Genomic DNA, 18,123 nt, shown 5'->3' on the forward strand with positions numbered 1-18,123 from the left:
TACGTCTGCGCTTCTCGAATCGACCTCGAACCGCTCGCGACGCGCCTCCCCCGTTTTTCGCACTGCGATTACTGAATTCGAATCACAATTTCTGGAGTCATATAAACATGGCAGCTAAACAAGTTCTGTTCGGCGACGACGCACGCGCCAAGATCGTCAACGGCGTTAACATCCTGGCCAATGCGGTCAAGGTTACGCTGGGCCCGAAGGGTCGTAACGTGGTGCTCGAGCGCAGCTTCGGCGCCCCGACGGTGACCAAGGACGGTGTGTCCGTCGCCAAGGAAATCGAACTGAAGGACAAGTTCGAAAACATGGGCGCACAGCTGGTGAAGGAAGTCGCTTCGAAGACCTCCGACAACGCCGGTGACGGCACCACCACCGCAACCGTGCTGGCTCAAGCCATCGTGCGCGAAGGCTTCAAGTACGTGGCTGCTGGTTTCAACCCGGCCGATCTGAAGCGCGGTATCGACAAGGCTGTCAGCGCCATCGTTGCCGAGATCAAGAAGAACGCCAAGCCGACCACCACCAACAAGGAAATCGCCCAAGTCGGTTCGATTTCCGCCAACAGCGACAGCTCGATCGGCGACATCATCGCCAACGCGATGGACAAGGTTGGCAAGTCGGGCGTGATCACCGTTGAAGACGGCAAGAGCCTGGACAACGAGCTGGATGTCGTCGAAGGTATGCAATTCGACCGCGGCTACCTGTCGCCCTACTTCATCAACAACCAAGAGAAGCAAATCGCTGCGCTGGACAACCCGTTTGTCCTGCTCTTCGACAAGAAGATCTCGAACATCCGCGACCTGCTGCCGGTGCTGGAACAAGTCGCCAAGGCTGGCCGTCCGCTGCTGATCATCGCTGAAGATGTCGATGGCGAAGCGCTGGCAACCCTGGTGGTGAACAACATCCGTGGCATCCTCAAGACCGTGGCCGTCAAGGCTCCGGGCTTCGGCGACCGCCGCAAGGCCATGCTCGAAGACATCGCCATCCTCACCGGTGGCCAGGTCATCGCTGAAGAAGTCGGTCTGTCGCTGGAAAAGGCCACCCTGGCCGATCTGGGCCAAGCCAAGCGCATCGAAGTCGACAAGGAAAACACCATCATCATCGACGGCGCTGGCAAGGCAGAAGCCATCCAGGCTCGTGTGACGCAAATCGAAGCGCTGTCGGAAGCCTCCACTTCGGACTACGACCGTGAAAAGCTGCAAGAACGCAAGGCCAAGCTGGCCGGCGGCGTTGCCGTGATCAAGGTTGGCGCAGCCACCGAAATCGAAATGAAGGAAAAGAAGGCTCGCGTTGAAGACGCGCTGCACGCTACCCGCGCAGCCGTCGAAGAAGGCGTTGTGGCCGGTGGCGGTGTTGCACTGCTGCGCGCCCGCGCTGGCATCGGCGCCCTCAAGGGTGACAATGCTGACCAGGACGCAGGTATCAAGATCGTGCTGCGCGCTGTTGAAGAGCCGCTGCGTCAGATCGTGCAGAACGCCGGTGCCGAGCCTTCGGTCGTCGTCGCCAAGGTGCTGGAAGGCACGGGCAACTTCGGCTACAACGCTTCGAACGACACCTACGGCGATCTGGTCGAACTGGGCGTTCTGGACCCGGCCAAGGTGACCCGTTCGGCACTGCAAAACGCCGCTTCGGTGGCCAGCCTGATCCTGACCACCGATGCACTGGTTGCTGAACTGCCGGAAGACAAGGCAGCCGGCGGCGGCATGCCCGACATGGGCGGTATGGGTGGCATGGGCGGCATGGGCATGTAATTGCGCCCAACACACAGCGACTGGTGCGCTGTGTGTCAGCTCTAAACAAACCCCGCTTCGGCGGGGTTTGTCGTTTTGGGCGGCTGCGCACCTAGCGCGGAGGACGGACAAGAAAAGCCCGCCGAACTGGCTGGCGTGTTTTGTCGCAAAGTCCGCAGAAAGACAAAAGGTCCGCAAAGAGAAGCATGAATCGCTTCTTCTTTGCGGACCTTTGCGGACCTTTGCTTTTCCTTCGCGCCCTTCGCGTCTAGATCGCGGGGAACAACAATGCGATGGCCTACAGGCGCTGCATCAGCGCCGAGTGAGCAGGCTTTTTGTCCCTAAAACAGCGACTTACTGCGTGTCGTCGCCGCCGGTCAGCAGGGGAATGCTGCCATCCGATTGCTTGCCGAGCAGGCCGGTACGGCTGTAGATGCCCAGCTTCTGACGCGTATCGCTGATATCGAGGTTGCGCATGGTCAGCTGGCCGATGCGGTCAGCCGGCGTGAAGGCGGCGTCTTCAACCTTTTCCATCGACAAACGCTCAGGCGCGTAGGTGAGGTTCGGGCTTTCGGTATTGAGGATCGAGTAGTCATTGCCGCGACGCAGTTCCAGCGTCACCTCGCCGGTGATCGCGCGTGCCACCCAGCGCTGGGCGGTTTCGCGCAGCATCAGGCATTGCGGGTCGAACCAGCGGCCCTGGTAGAGCAGACGGCCGAGCTTCATGCCGTTCATGCGGTATTGCTCGATGGTGTCTTCGTTGTGGATGCCGGTCACCAGACGCTCGTAAGCGATGTGCAGCAGGGCCATGCCCGGTGCTTCGTAAATGCCGCGGCTCTTCGCTTCGATGATGCGGTTCTCGATCTGGTCGCTGGTTCCCAGGCCGTGGCGGCCGCCAATGATGTTGGCTTCATTGAACAGCGCCACCGAATCGGCAAAGCTCTGACCATTGATCGCCACCGGCACGCCTTCTTCAAAGCGCACGCTGACCGTCTCGGCCTTGACCACCACGTCCTCACGCCAGAAAGCCACGCCCATGATCGGCTTGACGATGTGCAGGCCGGCATTGAGGAATTCCAGATCCTTGGCTTCGTGCGTTGCGCCGAGCATATTGGAATCGGTCGAATAGGCCTTCTCGACGCTCATCTTGTAGTCGAAACCATTGGCGATGAGGTATTCGCTCATCTCCTTGCGGCCGCCCAGCTCGTCGATGAAGCTCTGGTCCAGCCAGGGCTTGTAGATTTTCAGTGCCGGGTTGGCGAGCAGGCCGTAGCGGTAGAAGCGCTCGATGTCGTTGCCCTTGTAGGTCGAACCGTCGCCCCAGATGTTGACGCCGTCTTCCTTCATCGCCACCACCAGGGCGGTGCCCGTGACGGCGCGGCCCAGCGGCGTGGTGTTGAAATAGGTGTTGCCGCCGCTCTTGATGTGGAAGGCGCCGCACTGGATCGCCGCGATGCCTTCGGCCACCAGCTGCGCACGGCAGTCGATCAGGCGGGCGATCTCGGCGCCGTAGGCCTTGGCCTTGCGCGGAATCTCTTCGTAATCGCTCTCGTCCGGCTGGCCGAGGTTGGCGGTGTAAGCACAGGGCACGGCGCCCTTGCCGCGCATCCAGTGCACGGCAGCGCTGGTGTCGAGGCCACCGGAGAAGGCAATGCCGACGCGCTCGCCGGCGGGAATCTTTTGGAGAATGGTTGCAGTCACGTCAGACGTCTCAGGCCAAATCAAGTCAAGCGCGCATTGTAACCCGTCCCCGCGCGCGGTCCCAGCCTCCGCACCGGATGAACGGCTCAGCGCAGCTGGATCGGTGCCTCGATCAGCGCGACCTCGATCTGGCCGCTGGCCGGCGCAAACCAGGCTTCCGCCTGCTGTTCCGCCACTTTGAAGCGCCACAGGCGCCGCCCGACGCGGCTCGCCAGCCAGCCGGGTGCCTTGACCAGGCTGGCAGCGCTGCTCAAACGCCAGCTACGGCAGGCACGTTCAAGCTTGAAGGGGTAGATCGTCAGCCCTTCGGCATCGACGCGCAGGCGCAGGAAGTTCTTGTAGTCGGCGCTGTGCAAGGACGCGAAGACATCATTGTCGTGCATGCCCGAGAATGTGCTCGACGCCGCCAGATAAACGCCAAACAGCGTGCCACCGAGCAGCATGCCCAGCGGGATCAAGCCCGCAACGATGAGCAGCACTTGCCAGGGCGTGGGCGAAGCCATGCTGAACTGGGCTGCCAGCCACCACAGCAAAGCCGCCACGCCGACATGCGCGCAGCCATGCGCCAAGCCCCAGACAGCTTTTTTAAGCGCCTGCCATGCGCGCGGCGGTGCACTGGCAAATCCCCACATGCCGCCAATCGGCAACAGCAACAACAAGACAGCGCCCGGATGATCGCGGAACACGTGCCAGGCATCCAGCGCACACGGACTCGACACCCCGCTGGCCGCCTGCCAGACCCAGATCAGCAGCAGATAGACGCCAGCGAGCAAAAGCGAGAACGCCGGGTTGTAGAAGCAGAACAAGAGATTGCGCCAGCGCATGCCACGCGCCGTCGGCTGGCTCGGGTACTCGATTTTGCGTGCATAGGTCTTCTCGCCCGCAGCCTCTTGCAGCACAAGCGTATCCGGCAAGTCATGCGTGCCATGCAGGAAGGCGCCGCCACCGCCAGCGGTGATGCGATGGCAGCTGCCATCCGCCGCGATGTAATGCGAGTAATGATGCAGATCGCCTGACAGGCTCAGCTTGAGCGTTGCCTTGCTCTGGGCAATGCGTTGCTCCAGAAACTGCAGATTGGGGTGATCGCCGGCCTGGCCGACCTCGCGCGGGATGCGCGGATCGCCCGCCTCCACCCAGCTCGAAACCGCCGGGCAGATGATGACCTTGCTGCCGGGGCCAAGCTGTTCAGCCAGCGATTCGAAATACGCTTTCTGCGGCGCATCGATGTCGCCTTCCAGCTGGATGTCGACCGCCCACAGCCACCAGTCGTGCGGCAGCTTGATGGCAAAGTAGCTGCGCTGCTGACGGGTCCGCCAGCCGCCAATCCAGCGCTGCTGGCAGAACACGCGCAGGAAGCTGGTCAGCCCGTCATACCAGTCATGATTACCCGGCAAGGCAAAGATCACCGGCGCCGCGTTGGCGTCCTCGCTCCAGGGCAAGGCCGCAGCATAAGGCGAGCAAAGCTTTTGCTGATACGCATCGCGCGAGGCAATCGGATACACCTCGTCGCCCCCCATGATGAGGAATTCCCCACGCGGCAGGCTGCGGCCGGCGGCTTCCAGCTGTGGCTGGGCCAGCAGCCAGGCGATGCTGTAACCCGAATCCCAGCCATCGCCCAGATCCGCCGTGTAGTCGAACCACAATACATCCCGCTTCGAGTAGTCATGCACCCGCGGCATATCCTGGCTGAGTGCGGCCTCGACTTCGCGGCGATCAATATGTGCGCCGAACACCGTGCCGATGAGCGCGCGGATGGCAATCTGGATCAGCTGCAACGGATTGAACCAATTGACCATGCGCGCCTGGTCAACATAGAGATCCAGCTGCTTGGGGGGCGTTGTCATCCTGGCTCACTCCACTCGTTTGCGATCATTTCAGCTGCCTGGCATTGTGGGGCGCACTCTGCGAGGCGACAAGCGCGGCACCGGCGACACCGGCCAAGCACAGACTCTGCACTGAATCCTGATGTCGCCCGCCCAGACAAAAGGGCAGGCATACAAGCAGTCAGGCTCACTGCGTGCACACTTCCGTGACTAAAACAGAGAGACGGGGGTCAGCATGGGCACACAATCCTTCCTCAAGATCAAGCTGCGCGTGCTGCTGCGCAAGATCGTCCGGCCACGCATTCTGCTGATCCTGCTGCTGGTCTTCATCGCCCTCCCCGCCGCCTTCACCTACTACTACGAGAACGTCTGGGAATTCCGCGACCACGCGCCGCAACGTGGCGCCAGCGTCGCCACACAGGATATTTTCGGCGATGCCTACACCCAGGTGCGCTATCTCGACCAGGGCTGGAAAGACAACGAAAGCCTGTGGTTCTACACCACCTCGCAAGGCTCGGACCTGCTGCCCTACGACTTCTTCCTGAGCCTGCAATCCGCAGGCAGCGACAAGCCCTTCCGCTCACTCGACAATATCCAGCGCTGGCGCTACCTGCCGCAGGAGCCGAGCGTGCGCAATCCCGATGGCCTGCCGGTCGGCTTCGTCAAGGACAGCTACAAGGGCCGCGAATATCTGGGCTTTTCCTGCGCCGCCTGCCACACCGGCCAGGTCAATTACAAAGGTACGGCGCTGCGCATCGACGGCGGCCAGACGCTCGCCGACATGGACGGCTTCATGCACGACCTGGCGGCGGCCATCAATGCCACCGCCCAGCTCGACGCAGCCGGCCACTGCAAGGTCGAGGTGTGCACGCAATTCGTCGAGCGGGTTCTGGCGCGTGGAAACTACAAGACGGCCGACGAGGTCACCACCGAGCTTGCCAAGTACCGTGACCGCATCGCCGCCTACACGCAGATCAATGCCAGCACCACGCCCTACGGCTATGCGCGGCTCGATGCCTTCGGCCGCATCTTCAACCGCGTGCTGGAGCATGTGATCCAGAAACAGCAGCTAGCCGACATGCTGCCCGAAGTGTTCCAGCGTGCCGAGCTGCAGGCCGTGCGCGAGGCGCTCAAGCCGGTACTCGAAGGCCCGCAGGAAGACCACGTCATCGAACGCGCACTGCCGCTACTCAGCGAGGCGCAACGCCAGCACTTCCTCCGCCACGTCTTCAACTCGCCGAATGCGCCGGTCAGCTACCCCTTCCTGTGGGACATTCCACAGCACGACTATGTGCAGTGGAACGGTCTGGCGGCCAATGCCGGCCTCGGCCCGGTCGGTCGCAATGCCGGCGAAGTGGTCGGCGTGTTCGGCACCCTGGACTGGAGCTACAAGCCGGGCTTTTCGCTGTCCTCGATCATCGGCGGCCAGCCGATCAGCACCAGCCACATCAGCTACGAATCCTCGGTACGCGTGCATAACCTGCGCCGCATCGAAGCGCAGCTGCGCAGCCTGCAATCGCCGCTGTGGCCGGAAGATGTGCTCGGCAGCCTCGACAAGACACGCGTCGAGCGCGGTGAAGGCCTCTTCGACAACCACTGCGCCGCCTGCCACGCCGCGATCGACCGCAAGGCCGAGGATCGGCGCATCGTCGCCAACATGACCATGCAGCCGGTCATCGGCACCGATCCGCAAATGGCGCTCAACAGCGTCACCGCCACCGGCTTCTCGGGCATCCTGCGCAACCAGTACGTGGCCACGCTGACGGCGGGCGACATCCTGATCGACAAGAAGGCGCCAGTCGCTGCCCTGCTCACCAAAGCCACCACCGGCGTGGTGGCGGACCCCTACCCTTCGGGCAACCTGATCGTGCGCGGCTTCAACTGGCTCTACGATCTGGCCACCGCCTTCTTCACCAACGAGATCAAGCCCTCGATCAAGAACGGCAACTACGACCCGGACACCACCGCCAATCCCTACGCCTCCCTGGTCGCCTACAAGGGTCGTGCGCTCAACGGCATCTGGGCTACCGCGCCCTATCTGCATAATGGCTCGATCCCGACGCTGTACGACATCCTGCTGCCCGAGCAGCGCAAGGGCGACCCGGCCGGCGAGGAATACCGGCCCACCAGCTTCGTCGTCGGCTCGCGTGAATACGACCCGGTCAAGGGCGGCTATCTGAGCCAGGGCTATGCCGGCTTCGTCTTCGACACCAAGCTCCCGGCCAACAGCAACGCCGGCCATGAATACGGCACGATCCACGACACGACGCTTGCCGCGCGCGGCCTCAAGCCGCTGAGCCGGGAAGAGCGCCTCGACCTGCTCGAATACATGAAGAGCCTGTAAGCCACACGCCATCACAGAAAGTCCGACACCATGAGCTACCTCGAACAGTTCGATGCCACACCCGATGCCGACAAGCTGCGCCTCGTGCGGCAGTGGATGGACAGCGAACCGCTGCCCTTCTTCAAGGAATTGCGCGAGCAGCGTCCGGTGCTGGTGACGCCCGGCGCCATCCTGCTGGCGCGCTTTGACGATGTCACCGAAGTGCTCAATCAGCCCAAGCTGTTCACCGTCGCGCTCTACCTGCCGAAGATGGGCAACGGCATCTACCTGATGGCGCATGACGACGATGCCCTGCACACCCGTGAAAAATCGATCATGCAGGGCCTGCTCAATCGCGACGACCTGCCGCGGGTGCGCGCCCTGGTCGCCCGCCTGGCCAACGAGATTCTCGACAAGGCGCCGGGCAAGAAGCTCGAAGTGGCCTACGACTACAGCCGCAGCATTCCCGCCGGTCTGGTGCAGGAGTACTTCGGCTTCAGCGGTGTCGAACGCAAGGACCTGATCGAATGGTCGTACTGGAACCAGTACGACACCTTTCACAACCAGCCCTTCGACATCATCGCCGACGAGCTGCGCGACCACATCAGCACACGCCACACCGAGACCGGCGAAAAGCTCAACAAGTACATCCTCGAACTGATCGCGCACCGCCTCATCACGGTCAAGGGCACAGGCTTGTGGCACTGGCTGCGCACCACCTTCAACAAGCTGATCGGCAACAAGGAGGCGGCAAACGACGACATCGTCGCGCGCATGCTGCGCAGCAGTTTTCCGGCGGAAGTCGATTTCGACATCCAGCGCCTGGGCGTCAATGCCGGCGGCCTGCTGATCGGTGCCATCGAGACCACCGCACAATGCGTCACCCAGGTCATCCAGTACCTCGTCGACAGCCCGGAGTGGTTCGCCAAGGCTCAGGCCGCCGCCCGCCTGCCCGACCCACGAGAGTTCGACGGCATCGTCTGGGAAGCGCTGCGCTTCGTGCCACTGGCGCCCTACCTATTCCGCCAGGCCGCCAGCGAATACACCCTGGGTCAGGGCACCGCTTACGCGACCAGGATTCCCGCCGGCAGTTACGTACTGCCGCTCACCCAGTCAGCCATGTTCGACCCGCGCGCCTTCGAGAACCCGGATCAATTCATCCCCAGCCGCAACTGGTATCACTATTTCCACTTCGGCTTTGGCGCGCACGAATGTCTGGGCAAGTACATCGGCATGGTGATGATTCCGGAAATGGTGCGCCAGATCCTGCTGCGCCCCGGCCTCAAGGCCAGCGCACCGATCGACTACAAGGGAGGGCCGTTCCCGGAAGTGTACGAGCTGAGCTGGAGCTGAGCCACTTGGCGGGCGCGCCCGGCTTGACGCCGGCACTTGCCTGAAGCGGCGCACTCTGCAATCCTCTGCGGCCTTGCCTCCGTCCGGCCGCCGTCTTCATCATGTCCTTGCTGCGCCTGTTCAAACGCGCCCTGCTGGTACTCGTCCTGCTGCTGCTCGCCTGGCAGCTGTGGCTGTTCGGTCATGTGCTGTGGTGGAACTGGTTCAATCCCAGTCAGACCAGCTTCATGTCGCTGCGCCTGGACGAGTTGCGCGAGAAAGATCCGCAAGCGCGGCTTAAATACCGCTGGGTGCCGTACAAGCAGATTTCGGTACAGCTCAAGCGCGCAGTGATCGCCGCCGAAGACGACAAGTTCGTCGATCACGACGGCTTCGACTGGGAAGGCATGCAGAAAGCGCTCGAAAAGAACCAGAAAAAGGGCAAGGCCGTCGCCGGCGGCTCGACGATCAGCCAGCAGCTGGCGAAGAACCTCTTCCTCACGCCATCGAAGAGCTACTGGCGCAAGGCGGAAGAAGCGATCATCACGGTGATGATCGAACTGGTGTGGGACAAGCGCCGCATCCTTGAGATCTATCTCAATGTCGTCGAGTGGGGCAATGGCATCTTCGGTGCCGAAGCGGCCGCGCAGCGCTACTTCGGCATCCCGGCTGCCCAGCTCAGCGCGGCACAAGCGGCGCGCATCGCGGTCATGCTGCCCAATCCGCGCAAATTCGAGAAAAGCTATCCGCCGCGCCTGGCCGCCCACGCTGCACGCGTGCAGTCACGCATGAACTTCTCGGAAGTGCCCTAGCGAATTCCGGCCACGAGGCTTTCGCAGCGCACAAGCTGGGTTAAACTCGGCGCCTCATCGCATGCGCCGCCATGCGCCTTCGAACCTCTGCGCATCGCCGGGCATGAACAACACACCCGAACAACTCCATCACGACGAAATGCAGCACACCCTGCGTGATGTGCAGTCCCTGCTCACCCGTCGCAAGCTCGAAGAGGACCTGGTGCACCGCCAGGAGATGAGGAACCACGAACTGGTCGAGAACCTCGTTCACAAGCAGAACGTGGTACGCATCACCGAAAAGCTCAACACCCTGCATCCGGCGGACATCGCCTACATTCTCGAATCGCTGCCACTCGACGACCGTCTGTTCGTCTGGGATCTGGTCAAGGCCGACAGCGATGGCGAAATCCTGCTCGAAGTCTCCGACGCAGTGCGCGAGTCGCTGATCGAATCGATGGCGCCGGCCGAACTGGTCGCCGCTGCCGAACAGCTCGACGCCGACGAACTGGCCGACCTCGCGCCCGACCTGCCCAAGCAGGTGATGGACGATGTCTATCTGGGCCTCGATGCCGAGGAGCGCGAACAGCTGCGCGCGGCCATGTCCTACGAAGAGGACGCCGTCGGCGCGCTGATGGACTTCGACATGGTGACGGTGCGCGAGGATGTCTCGCTCGAAGTCGTGCTGCGCTACCTGCGCCGCTTCGACGAGCTGCCCGACCACACCGACCTGCTCTTCGTCATCGACCGCGAAGAGCGCATGCTCGGCGTGCTGCCGCTGCAGCGCCTGCTCATTAACGACCCCGACAAGCTGGTTGGCGAGCTGATGGTCACCGACATGCTGTGCCTGCATCCGGCCGACAAGGCCGACGACGCCGCACGCGCTTTCGAACGCTACGATCTGGTCTCGGCCCCGGTGACGGATCGCGACCGGCGCCTGATCGGCCGCCTCACCGTGGCTGACGTGGTTGACTACATCCGCGAACAGTCCGAGGCCGACCTGCTCGGTCAGGCCGGTCTGCGCGAAGATGAAGACATCTTCGCCTCGGTCTGGGACTCGGTGAAAAACCGCTGGGCCTGGCTGGCGGTGAATCTGGTCACCGCCTTTGTCGCCTCACGCGTGATTGGCGCCTTCGAAGGCAGCATCGTCAAGCTTGTTGCCCTGGCGGCGCTGATGCCCATCGTCGCTGGCATTGGCGGCAATGCCGGCAACCAGACCATCACCATGATCGTCCGCGCCATCGCCATGGATCAGCTGCAGCCGGGCATGTTCCAGCGCCTGCTGCGCAAGGAGCTGAGCCTCGCCCTGCTCAATGGTCTGGTCTGGGGCGGCCTGCTCGGCGTGCTGTCGATCGTGCTCTACCACAGCTGGTCGCTGGGTCTGGTGCTGACGGCCGCGATGACGCTCAACCTGCTGCTGGCCGCGTTCATGGGGGTGATGATTCCGATGACCATGTACCGCCTCGGCCGCGATCCGGCGGTGGGCTCTTCGGTACTGATCACCGCCTGCACTGACTCCGGCGGCTTCTTCATCTTCCTCGGTCTGGCCACCCTGCTGCTGATGTAAGGCTGGCGCAGCGGGCTCAGCTCATCGGCAAGCCTGCGGCGGCATTGGCCGGCGCATGCACACGCGGCAAAGGAGAAGACGCGAGATGACGCGAAGTCCGCGGTGCGCTATGCACCGTCGGTAATGCCGGCTGACGTTCGAGGTGTTGCAACAGGCCGTCGAAAATGTGGCGCATCAGGCGCGAATGCACGGCGGGGATGTCCAGCACATAGGAGATCAGGGCCACCAGACGGCTGCGGATTTCGAGATCCACCGCATACGAAAGCTGAGTGCCCTTGGCCACCGCCTCCAGCTGCCACAAGCCGGCGCCCAGATAGACGCCACCCACGTAAGCCATGTGCATTGACAGCTGTGGCACGCAGGCCGCCACCTGCAAGCTCAGACGCTTGCCGTTGCGCGGCTCCAGCTCGATCTTGCTGCCGACCACTTCTGGCGTCGCCTGCAAGACATGCACGGTGACCGTGGACGGCCACCACAGCGGGTAGGCCTTGAAGTCGGTCAGCGCTTTCCACACCATGTCGGGCGGAAAAGGCAACGTGATCTGGTCGTAGGCAACACATCGTCTTGTCATGAACAACTCCTCAAGCCCTGCGGGCGGACTCCACGCCCTGCACCTCGGTCACCTGCTGCAAGATGCGCTGCACCAGACTCAGGTTGCTGACTTCGACCGTGAAGCGCATATAGGCGCGCTGACCGCGTGAGACCGTATTGACACCGATAACATTGAATTTGTCGCGCGAGAAAACATCCGAGATGTCGCGCAGCAAGCCTGGCCGGTCGTTGGCCTCGATGGCAATATCTACAGGATAGACCGCATTGCGTGCGCTGCCCAGAGCACCATTAGGCTGCTTCGCGACGCCGCCCCATTCGGCTGGCACCAGCCGCTCAGGGTGACGCTGGGCGATGTTGAGGAAGCTGCGGCAATCCGTGCGGTGAATCGAGACGCCGCGCCCGCGCGTCACGAAGCCTTCGATGGGGTCCGGCGGCAAGGGCTTGCAGCACTTGGCCAGCTGGGTGAGCAGCTGACCAACGCCGACCACCAGGATGCCCTCACCCGACTCGGCTGCACGGCGTTCGCCGATGACCAGATCGGGCGGCGGCGGAGCCGGCGTGGTATCGATCTGCAAGGCATTGTGGATTTGCCGTGCGCTGACATCGCCGCGACCGACCGCAATGAAGAAGTGCTGCGTGTCCTTGAAGTTGATCTTGCCGGCCAGGTCGTCCAGATTGGCATGCGTCTGGCCCGCGCGCTGCAATTCACGCACGACAATCGCACGGCCCTGGGCGGCAGTCTCTTCTTCCTCCTGCTGCACGAACCAGCGCCGCACCTTGGCGCGCGCATTGGCCGTGACCAGATAACCGAGCTGCGGATTGAGCCAGTCGCGCGACGGTCCGCCCTGCTTGGTGGTGATGACTTCAACGACTTGGCCATTGGACAGCGGGGTATCGAGCGGCACCATCACGCCATCGACTTTAGCGCCACGGCAGCGATGGCCCAGATCGGTATGCAATCGATAGGCGAAGTCAATCGGCGTGGCCCCCGCCGTCAAGTCGAGTACGCGACCTTGCGGGGTCACCACGTAGATGGTGTCGTCCAGCGCGGCGCGGCGCGTGTGCTCTTCCCACTGTTCGGCATCGGTGACTTCATCGCGCCACGACAAAAGCTGTCTGAGCAGGGCGATCTTCTCGTCGTACGCGCCGTCCGAGCGCGTTGCACCTTCCTTGTAGCGCCAGTGCGCAGCCACCCCCAGTTCGGCATGCTTGTGCATGTCATTGGTGCGGATCTGCACCTCCAGCGCGCGACCGTCCGCCGCACGCACGGCGGTGTGCAGCGACTGGTAGTTATTGCCCTTGGGCTTGCGGATGTAGTCGTCGAACTCGTTGGGAATCGGCGTCCACAAGGAATGCACCAGACTCAGCACGGTGTAGCAGTCGCTGACATCGTCGACCAGCACACGCAAGGCGCGCACATCGTAGACATGCTCGAACTCGATGTGCTTGGAGCGCATCTTGTTGTAAATGCTGTAGATATGCTTGGGGCGGCCATACACCTCGGCCTTCACGCCCTGCTCAGCCAGGGCTGTGCGCAGGCGCTCGATGGACTCGGCAATGAAGGCTTCGCGTTCGACCCGACGCTCGTCGAGCATCTTCGCCAGGCGCTTGTAAGTTTCCGGCTCCAGGAAGCGGAAAGAGAGGTCTTCAAGCTCCCACTTGAGCTGCCAGACGCCGAGACGATTGGCCAGCGGCGCGTAGAGATCGATGCTCTCGCGCGCAATCGCCGTCTGCGCCAGATCCTTGTTCTCGGCGAAGTAGCGCAGGGTCTGCACCCGCGAGGCCAGGCGCAGCAGGATCACGCGCAAATCCTCGGCCATCGCCAGCACCATCTTGCGCAGGGTTTCGGTCTGCACCTGCAATTCGATCGGTGAGGCATTGGCCGCCGGCCGCGACAGCAGGCGCAAACGGCTCAGCCGCGACAAGCCCTCGACCAGACGCGCCACCGGCGAGCCAAAGCGCGCCTCGATCTGCTCGATATCGTGGCGGCCGCCCTCGCCCACGGCGAACAGCAAGGCAGCCAGCCGCGCGTCGACGTCCAGCCGCAACGAGACCGTGATCAGGGTCATGCCCAGCGCGTGCTGCCAGACTCCCTCGCCGCTGCCCAGCTTGTGTCCTTCGTAGGCGGCTTGCGCCCATTCGATGGCTTGCGCCAGACGCGCACGATCAGTCGGTCCCAAGCCCTCGCCGAGCACATCGGGCAGTGACGCAGCGCCATCAGTATTGGCGACAGAATGTTGTACGGAAACCATACCAAATTATCCCACAGCCGCAGGGCTCACAGCCCGTACTTGTGGGAAGCAAGTAACGGCCCTGCTTTGGCCACTGCCTTGTCCGGACCGGCAGCGCCAGAAACAAAAAAGGCTGCCCGCAGACAGCCTCTCATGCGACCCGATCAGACGCTCAGAAACGAACTTCCGCGCCCAGCGAATAGAGTTCGTAATTGGCCTTGGCGGTCGTACCAAGGTACTTGAACTTGGCGCCACGGAAGGTTTCCGCATCTGCGCGCACCGCAAAGTGCTTGCTCACGCTCCAGCTCATGCCCGCACCGACAAAAGGCACCGTGGACTTGGTCGAGGTTTCGGACACACCGGTACACAATGTGATGCAGTTGTAATCCGTGGTCACACGGGCTACACCCAGTTTGCCATGCATGGCCACGGATTCGGTCACCGTTGCCGTGCCGACCACCGAGATGGCCAGCGCCTTGGTCTTGAACTGGTCAGCCGAGGCATCGCTGCCGATCAGACCGGAGAGCTTGTAGGTGCCAAGGCTGTAAACGCCTCCCTCAACGGCGATCTTGCCCCAGGAATAACCGCCGTACAGTTTGGTCCCACTATCACTCCGGGCGCGCTCTGTCAGGGAAGTGTAAAAAACCAGGTTGTTCGCCTTGGCGCTGACATTCGAAGTCGTCAGGCCGGCACCAGCACCGAGGTAGGCGCCAGAGAAACCATCCGCAAAGGCCTGCGGACTCAGCAACAGGCAAGCGACGATAGCAACCAGTGAGGGCTTTTTCATACTGCACTTCTCCCGTGAATGACAATGCAAACTGAATGAACACAAATTAACATGTTTTATTCAGCAAGATCATCTGTATTCAAGGGCATGCAGCGAGATTGTCATGCAGATTTGCGCGCCAGCAACACCACGGCTTGCGTGGCAATACCCTCACCGCGCCCGAGGTGCCCCATCTTCTCGTTGGTCTTGCCTTTGATATTGATGCACTCGGCCGGCACATCGAGATCGGCAGCCAGATTGGCAATCATCGCCGGCGCATGGGGCGAGATCTTCGGCGCCTGGGCGATGATCGTGGCATCCAGATTGACCAGCAGCCAGCCCGCTTCACGCACCCGCGCATAGGCCTGGCGCAACAGCACACGGCTGTCGGCGCCCTTGTAGGCCGCATCGCTGTCGGGGAACAGGCGCCCGATGTCGCCCAGGCCGGCTGCGCCGAGCAAGGCATCGGTAATGGCGTGCAGCAAGGCATCGGCATCGGAATGCCCGAGCAATCCTTTGTCATGCGGAATCTCGACGCCACCGAGGATCAGCTTGCGGCCAGCGACGAGGGCGTGCACATCGAAACCCTGACCGATGCGGAATGGAAATGCGGCGATGCTCATGAAGTGGAATCCTCTCTTGCCTGCAGGATCTGCGCCGCCAGGGCCAGATCCTGCGGCCAGGTAATCTTGAAATTGCTGGCCTCGGCAGCCACCAGGCGCGGCTGCAGGCCCAGCGCCTCGACAGCGCCTGCTTCGTCGGTCACCGCATCGGTATGCGCCAGCGCACGGCGCAACAAGCCGCGGCGAAACATCTGCGGGGTCTGCGCCTGCCACAGCTGCTCGCGCGGCACCGTGGCACACACGCGGCCCTGTGCATCGGCACGCTTGAGCGTGTCGGCCACCGGCTGGGCCAGCAGGCCGCCGACGGCATCATCGGCCAGCGTGTCGATCAATGCCTCGACCTGTGCGCCACTCAAGCAGGCGCGTGCTGCGTCGTGCACCAGCAGCCAGTCCTCGTCAGCTGCGTCGATGCAGGCGAGGGCATTGCTCACACTGGCGGCACGGGTCGCTCCACCGACATGCAAAGTTGTCAGCTTGCCACCCAAAAGTTGCCAGTCAAACTGCGGCCACCAGGCGTCGTCGGGCGCCAGCACCACATAAACCTGGCTGATACGCGGCACTGCAACAAGAGTCTGCAGGGCATGCCAGATCACCGGCTTGCCGAGCAGATCGAGGTACTGTTTGGGGCGTTCGCTCCCCATGCGGCTGCCGCTCCCGGCCGCTGGGACAATGGCGATGAATCGTTCGGTTCGTGACATATACAGGATTTTACGCTGCGATACCGCGGTTTGGCCGTCCCGGGCGATAAGCTATGCTGGAAGCTCACCGATTCACGCCTCAGCGCCCGCATGCCCTATTTCATCCGCCATACTGAAATCCGCATCCAGTCCGGGCGCATCTGGCTGGATGCGCTGCTCTCGCACGCGCCCGATGTGCGCGGCCTGATCATCGAGGCCCAGCCCTGTCTGTCGCAACTCCCATCCTCACCAGCCTTTCACGCCGCCAGCCTGATTCGCGAGGCCGGCTTCGCCAGCTTGCTGGTCAATATGCTGACCGCCCAAGAGCTGGAAGACGATGAAGATTGCGCCTATGACATCGCCCTGCTCAGCGCCCGCCTGCAGAGCGTACTCGACTGGGTGGCGCAGCAACCGCAGCTGAGCCACCTGCCGCTGGGGCTGCAGGCCAGCGATACGGTGGCCGCTGCGGCGGTGCGCACCCTGGTGCGCTTCCCGCTGCGCGTGGCGGCCTTGTGCATTCGTGACGGCAGGGCAGATCTGGCCGGCGCAGATCCGCTGCGCCAGCTGCAGACCCCGAGCTTGCTGCAAGTGCATGCCGACAGCCCGCTGCGCGTCCCAAGCAGCCAGGCCTACGCCCTGATGACCGCAACACGCGCCTGGCAGGACCTGAGCGACAAGGCCCACCACAGCGCCCTCACCGAGGCCACGCAGAGCAGCCGCGACTGGTTCCTGCGGCATCTGCCCAAGCCTGCAGAGCAAGATCCGAAAGCATAGAATCCCGTCCCGATGGACATCGCATCCACACCACTTGAACACCATGATCAGGAGACTCCATGAATCTGCAACGCCGCATGATCCTCGGCGCCAGCGCCGCTTTGCCGCTCGCCGCCATGCTTGAGGGCTGCGCCAGCACACCGGCGCTGTCGGCCTCGGGCAGCGTGGTTGACGCCGCTTACAGCGGACCGGCCGGCGCGGTCGTCGAGGGCAAGGCTTACTACAAGAGCATCCAGGCCGCGCTGGATGCGGCGCCATCGAATGCTGCGCAAGCCTGGCGCATTTTCGTGCGCAATGGTCGCTATTACGAGAAGCTCGACATCACCAAGCCCAATATCCAGCTGATCGGTGAGAGCCGCGAGAAAACCATCCTCACTTACGATGCCTACTCGGGCCTTGCCAAGCCCGGCGGCGGCAACTGGGGCACCTTTGGCTGCGCCACGTTGATCGTGCACGCCAGCGATTTCCACGCCGAAAACCTGACGATTGAAAACGGCTTCGACTACCCCAGCAACGATGCCAAGGATGCCAAGGATCCGACCCGCACCAATGATCCCCAGGCCGTCGCGCTGATGACCGACACCGGCGCCGACCGCAGCCTGTTCGTCAACGTGAAGATCACCGGCCACCAGGACACCTTGTTCACCAATGTCGGCCGCAGCCTGTTCCGCAAATCCTATGTCAGCGGTAATGTCGATTTCATCTTCGGCGCCGGCCAGAGCGTATTTGAGGAATGCGAGATCGTCACCCGCCCGCGCAGCAAGCCCGGCGTCAATCCGGTCGGTTACGTCACCGCGCCGAGCACCCAGCTGAGCGACAAATACGGTCTGGTGTTCATCCGCTGCAAGCTGCTCAAGGAAAACGACAAGCTGCCCGATGAATCCAGCCCGCTGGGCCGCCCCTGGCACCCGACCAAGAGCTTCCCGGACGGCCGCTATGCCGACCCGAATGCCGTCGGCAGCAGCGTGTTCATCGAATGCTTCATGGACGCGCACATCACCACTGACGGCTGGGCCGCGATGTCTGGCACGCAGAAGAGCGGTCCTGACAAGACCTGGTTCAAGCCTGAGGATTCGCGCTTCTTCGAATACAAGAGCAGCGGCCCCGGCGCCAAGACCGGCAGCAAGCGCCGCCAGCTGAGCGATGCACAAGCGGCTGACTACACCGTCGCCAAGCTGCTCGGCGACTGGAAACCCTGAGGCCGACACGTTTGCTATTGCCACTCAAGCA

At 62.7% G+C, this 18,123-nt stretch carries 14 protein-coding genes; 7 read left to right on the forward strand and 7 right to left on the reverse strand.

All coding sequences use genetic code 11. The features are described 5' to 3' along the window. Window positions 1-107 precede the first annotated feature (107 nt). Window positions 108-1,754 (forward strand): chaperonin GroEL, encoded by a 1,647-nt coding sequence (groL, locus tag ABDB84_RS00475; RefSeq protein ID WP_345917700.1) that lies wholly within the window; start codon window positions 108-110, stop codon window positions 1,752-1,754. Between the two features lie 333 nt (window positions 1,755-2,087). Here the strand turns inward: groL and argG are convergent, their stop codons facing one another. Together argG and ABDB84_RS00485 are read right to left on the reverse strand one after the other, a co-directional pair. Beyond that, on the reverse strand, window positions 2,088-3,434 hold the full coding sequence (gene argG, locus ABDB84_RS00480) for an argininosuccinate synthase (protein WP_345917701.1): 1,347 nt from the start codon (window positions 3,432-3,434) through the stop codon (window positions 2,088-2,090). Window positions 3,435-3,520: 86 nt separating this feature from the next. Continuing rightward, the gene (locus tag ABDB84_RS00485) at window positions 3,521-5,278 is read right to left on the reverse strand and encodes a hypothetical protein (RefSeq protein WP_345917702.1); all 1,758 of its coding nucleotides are present in this window, start codon (window positions 5,276-5,278) and stop codon (window positions 3,521-3,523) included. A gap of 214 nt (window positions 5,279-5,492) precedes the next feature. Here ABDB84_RS00485 and ABDB84_RS00490 point away from each other — a divergent pair, with 214 nt between their 5' ends. The 4 genes from ABDB84_RS00490 (at window position 5,493) to mgtE (ending at window position 11,270) form a co-directional block, all read left to right on the forward strand. After that, the gene (locus tag ABDB84_RS00490) at window positions 5,493-7,601 is read left to right on the forward strand and encodes a di-heme-cytochrome C peroxidase (protein WP_345917703.1); all 2,109 of its coding nucleotides are present in this window, start codon (window positions 5,493-5,495) and stop codon (window positions 7,599-7,601) included. A 30-nt stretch (window positions 7,602-7,631) separates the two neighbouring features. Then, window positions 7,632-8,933, forward strand: coding sequence for a cytochrome P450 (locus tag ABDB84_RS00495; RefSeq protein WP_345917704.1), 1,302 nt, complete (start codon window positions 7,632-7,634; stop codon window positions 8,931-8,933). 101 nt (window positions 8,934-9,034) lie between these two features. Then, complete coding sequence (gene mtgA / locus ABDB84_RS00500) at window positions 9,035-9,724, forward strand: monofunctional biosynthetic peptidoglycan transglycosylase (protein ID WP_345917705.1); 690 nt, start codon at window positions 9,035-9,037, stop codon at window positions 9,722-9,724. A 103-nt stretch (window positions 9,725-9,827) separates the two neighbouring features. After that, entirely contained in the window at window positions 9,828-11,270 is a 1,443-nt protein-coding gene (gene mgtE / locus ABDB84_RS00505) for a magnesium transporter (protein ID WP_345917706.1), read from the forward strand. A gap of 16 nt (window positions 11,271-11,286) precedes the next feature. Here mgtE and ABDB84_RS00510 read toward each other — a convergent pair whose 3' ends face one another. The 5 genes from ABDB84_RS00510 to ispD form a co-directional block, all read right to left on the reverse strand. Continuing rightward, window positions 11,287-11,841, reverse strand: a complete 555-nt coding sequence (locus tag ABDB84_RS00510) for an SRPBCC family protein (RefSeq protein ID WP_345917707.1) — start codon at window positions 11,839-11,841, stop codon at window positions 11,287-11,289. 10 nt (window positions 11,842-11,851) lie between these two features. Beyond that, window positions 11,852-14,074 (reverse strand): RelA/SpoT family protein, encoded by a 2,223-nt coding sequence (locus ABDB84_RS00515; protein ID WP_345917708.1) that lies wholly within the window; start codon window positions 14,072-14,074, stop codon window positions 11,852-11,854. A gap of 151 nt (window positions 14,075-14,225) precedes the next feature. After that, a complete protein-coding gene (locus tag ABDB84_RS00520) occupies window positions 14,226-14,840 on the reverse strand; it encodes an outer membrane beta-barrel protein (protein WP_345917709.1) in 615 nt (204 codons plus the stop codon). A 101-nt stretch (window positions 14,841-14,941) separates the two neighbouring features. Continuing rightward, window positions 14,942-15,442, reverse strand: coding sequence for a 2-C-methyl-D-erythritol 2,4-cyclodiphosphate synthase (ispF, locus tag ABDB84_RS00525; protein ID WP_345917710.1), 501 nt, complete (start codon window positions 15,440-15,442; stop codon window positions 14,942-14,944). Then, window positions 15,439-16,140 (reverse strand): 2-C-methyl-D-erythritol 4-phosphate cytidylyltransferase, encoded by a 702-nt coding sequence (ispD, locus tag ABDB84_RS00530; RefSeq protein WP_345917711.1) that lies wholly within the window; start codon window positions 16,138-16,140, stop codon window positions 15,439-15,441. The genes ispF and ispD overlap by 4 nt, the downstream gene beginning before the upstream one ends. A 90-nt stretch (window positions 16,141-16,230) precedes the next feature. Here ispD and ABDB84_RS00535 point away from each other — a divergent pair, with 90 nt between their 5' ends. Both ABDB84_RS00535 and ABDB84_RS00540 read left to right on the forward strand, forming a co-directional pair. Next, complete coding sequence (locus tag ABDB84_RS00535; RefSeq protein WP_345917712.1) at window positions 16,231-16,893, forward strand: dienelactone hydrolase family protein; 663 nt, start codon at window positions 16,231-16,233, stop codon at window positions 16,891-16,893. A 59-nt stretch (window positions 16,894-16,952) separates the two neighbouring features. Continuing rightward, window positions 16,953-18,092: a pectinesterase family protein gene (locus ABDB84_RS00540; protein ID WP_345917713.1), complete on the forward strand. Its 1,140-nt coding sequence runs from the start codon at window positions 16,953-16,955 to the stop codon at window positions 18,090-18,092. The last annotated feature ends 31 nt before the right edge of the window (window positions 18,093-18,123 follow it).

The organism is Uliginosibacterium sediminicola (genome assembly GCF_039631295.1).
Taxonomy (GTDB): Bacteria; Pseudomonadota; Gammaproteobacteria; order Burkholderiales; family Rhodocyclaceae; genus Viridibacterium; species Viridibacterium sediminicola.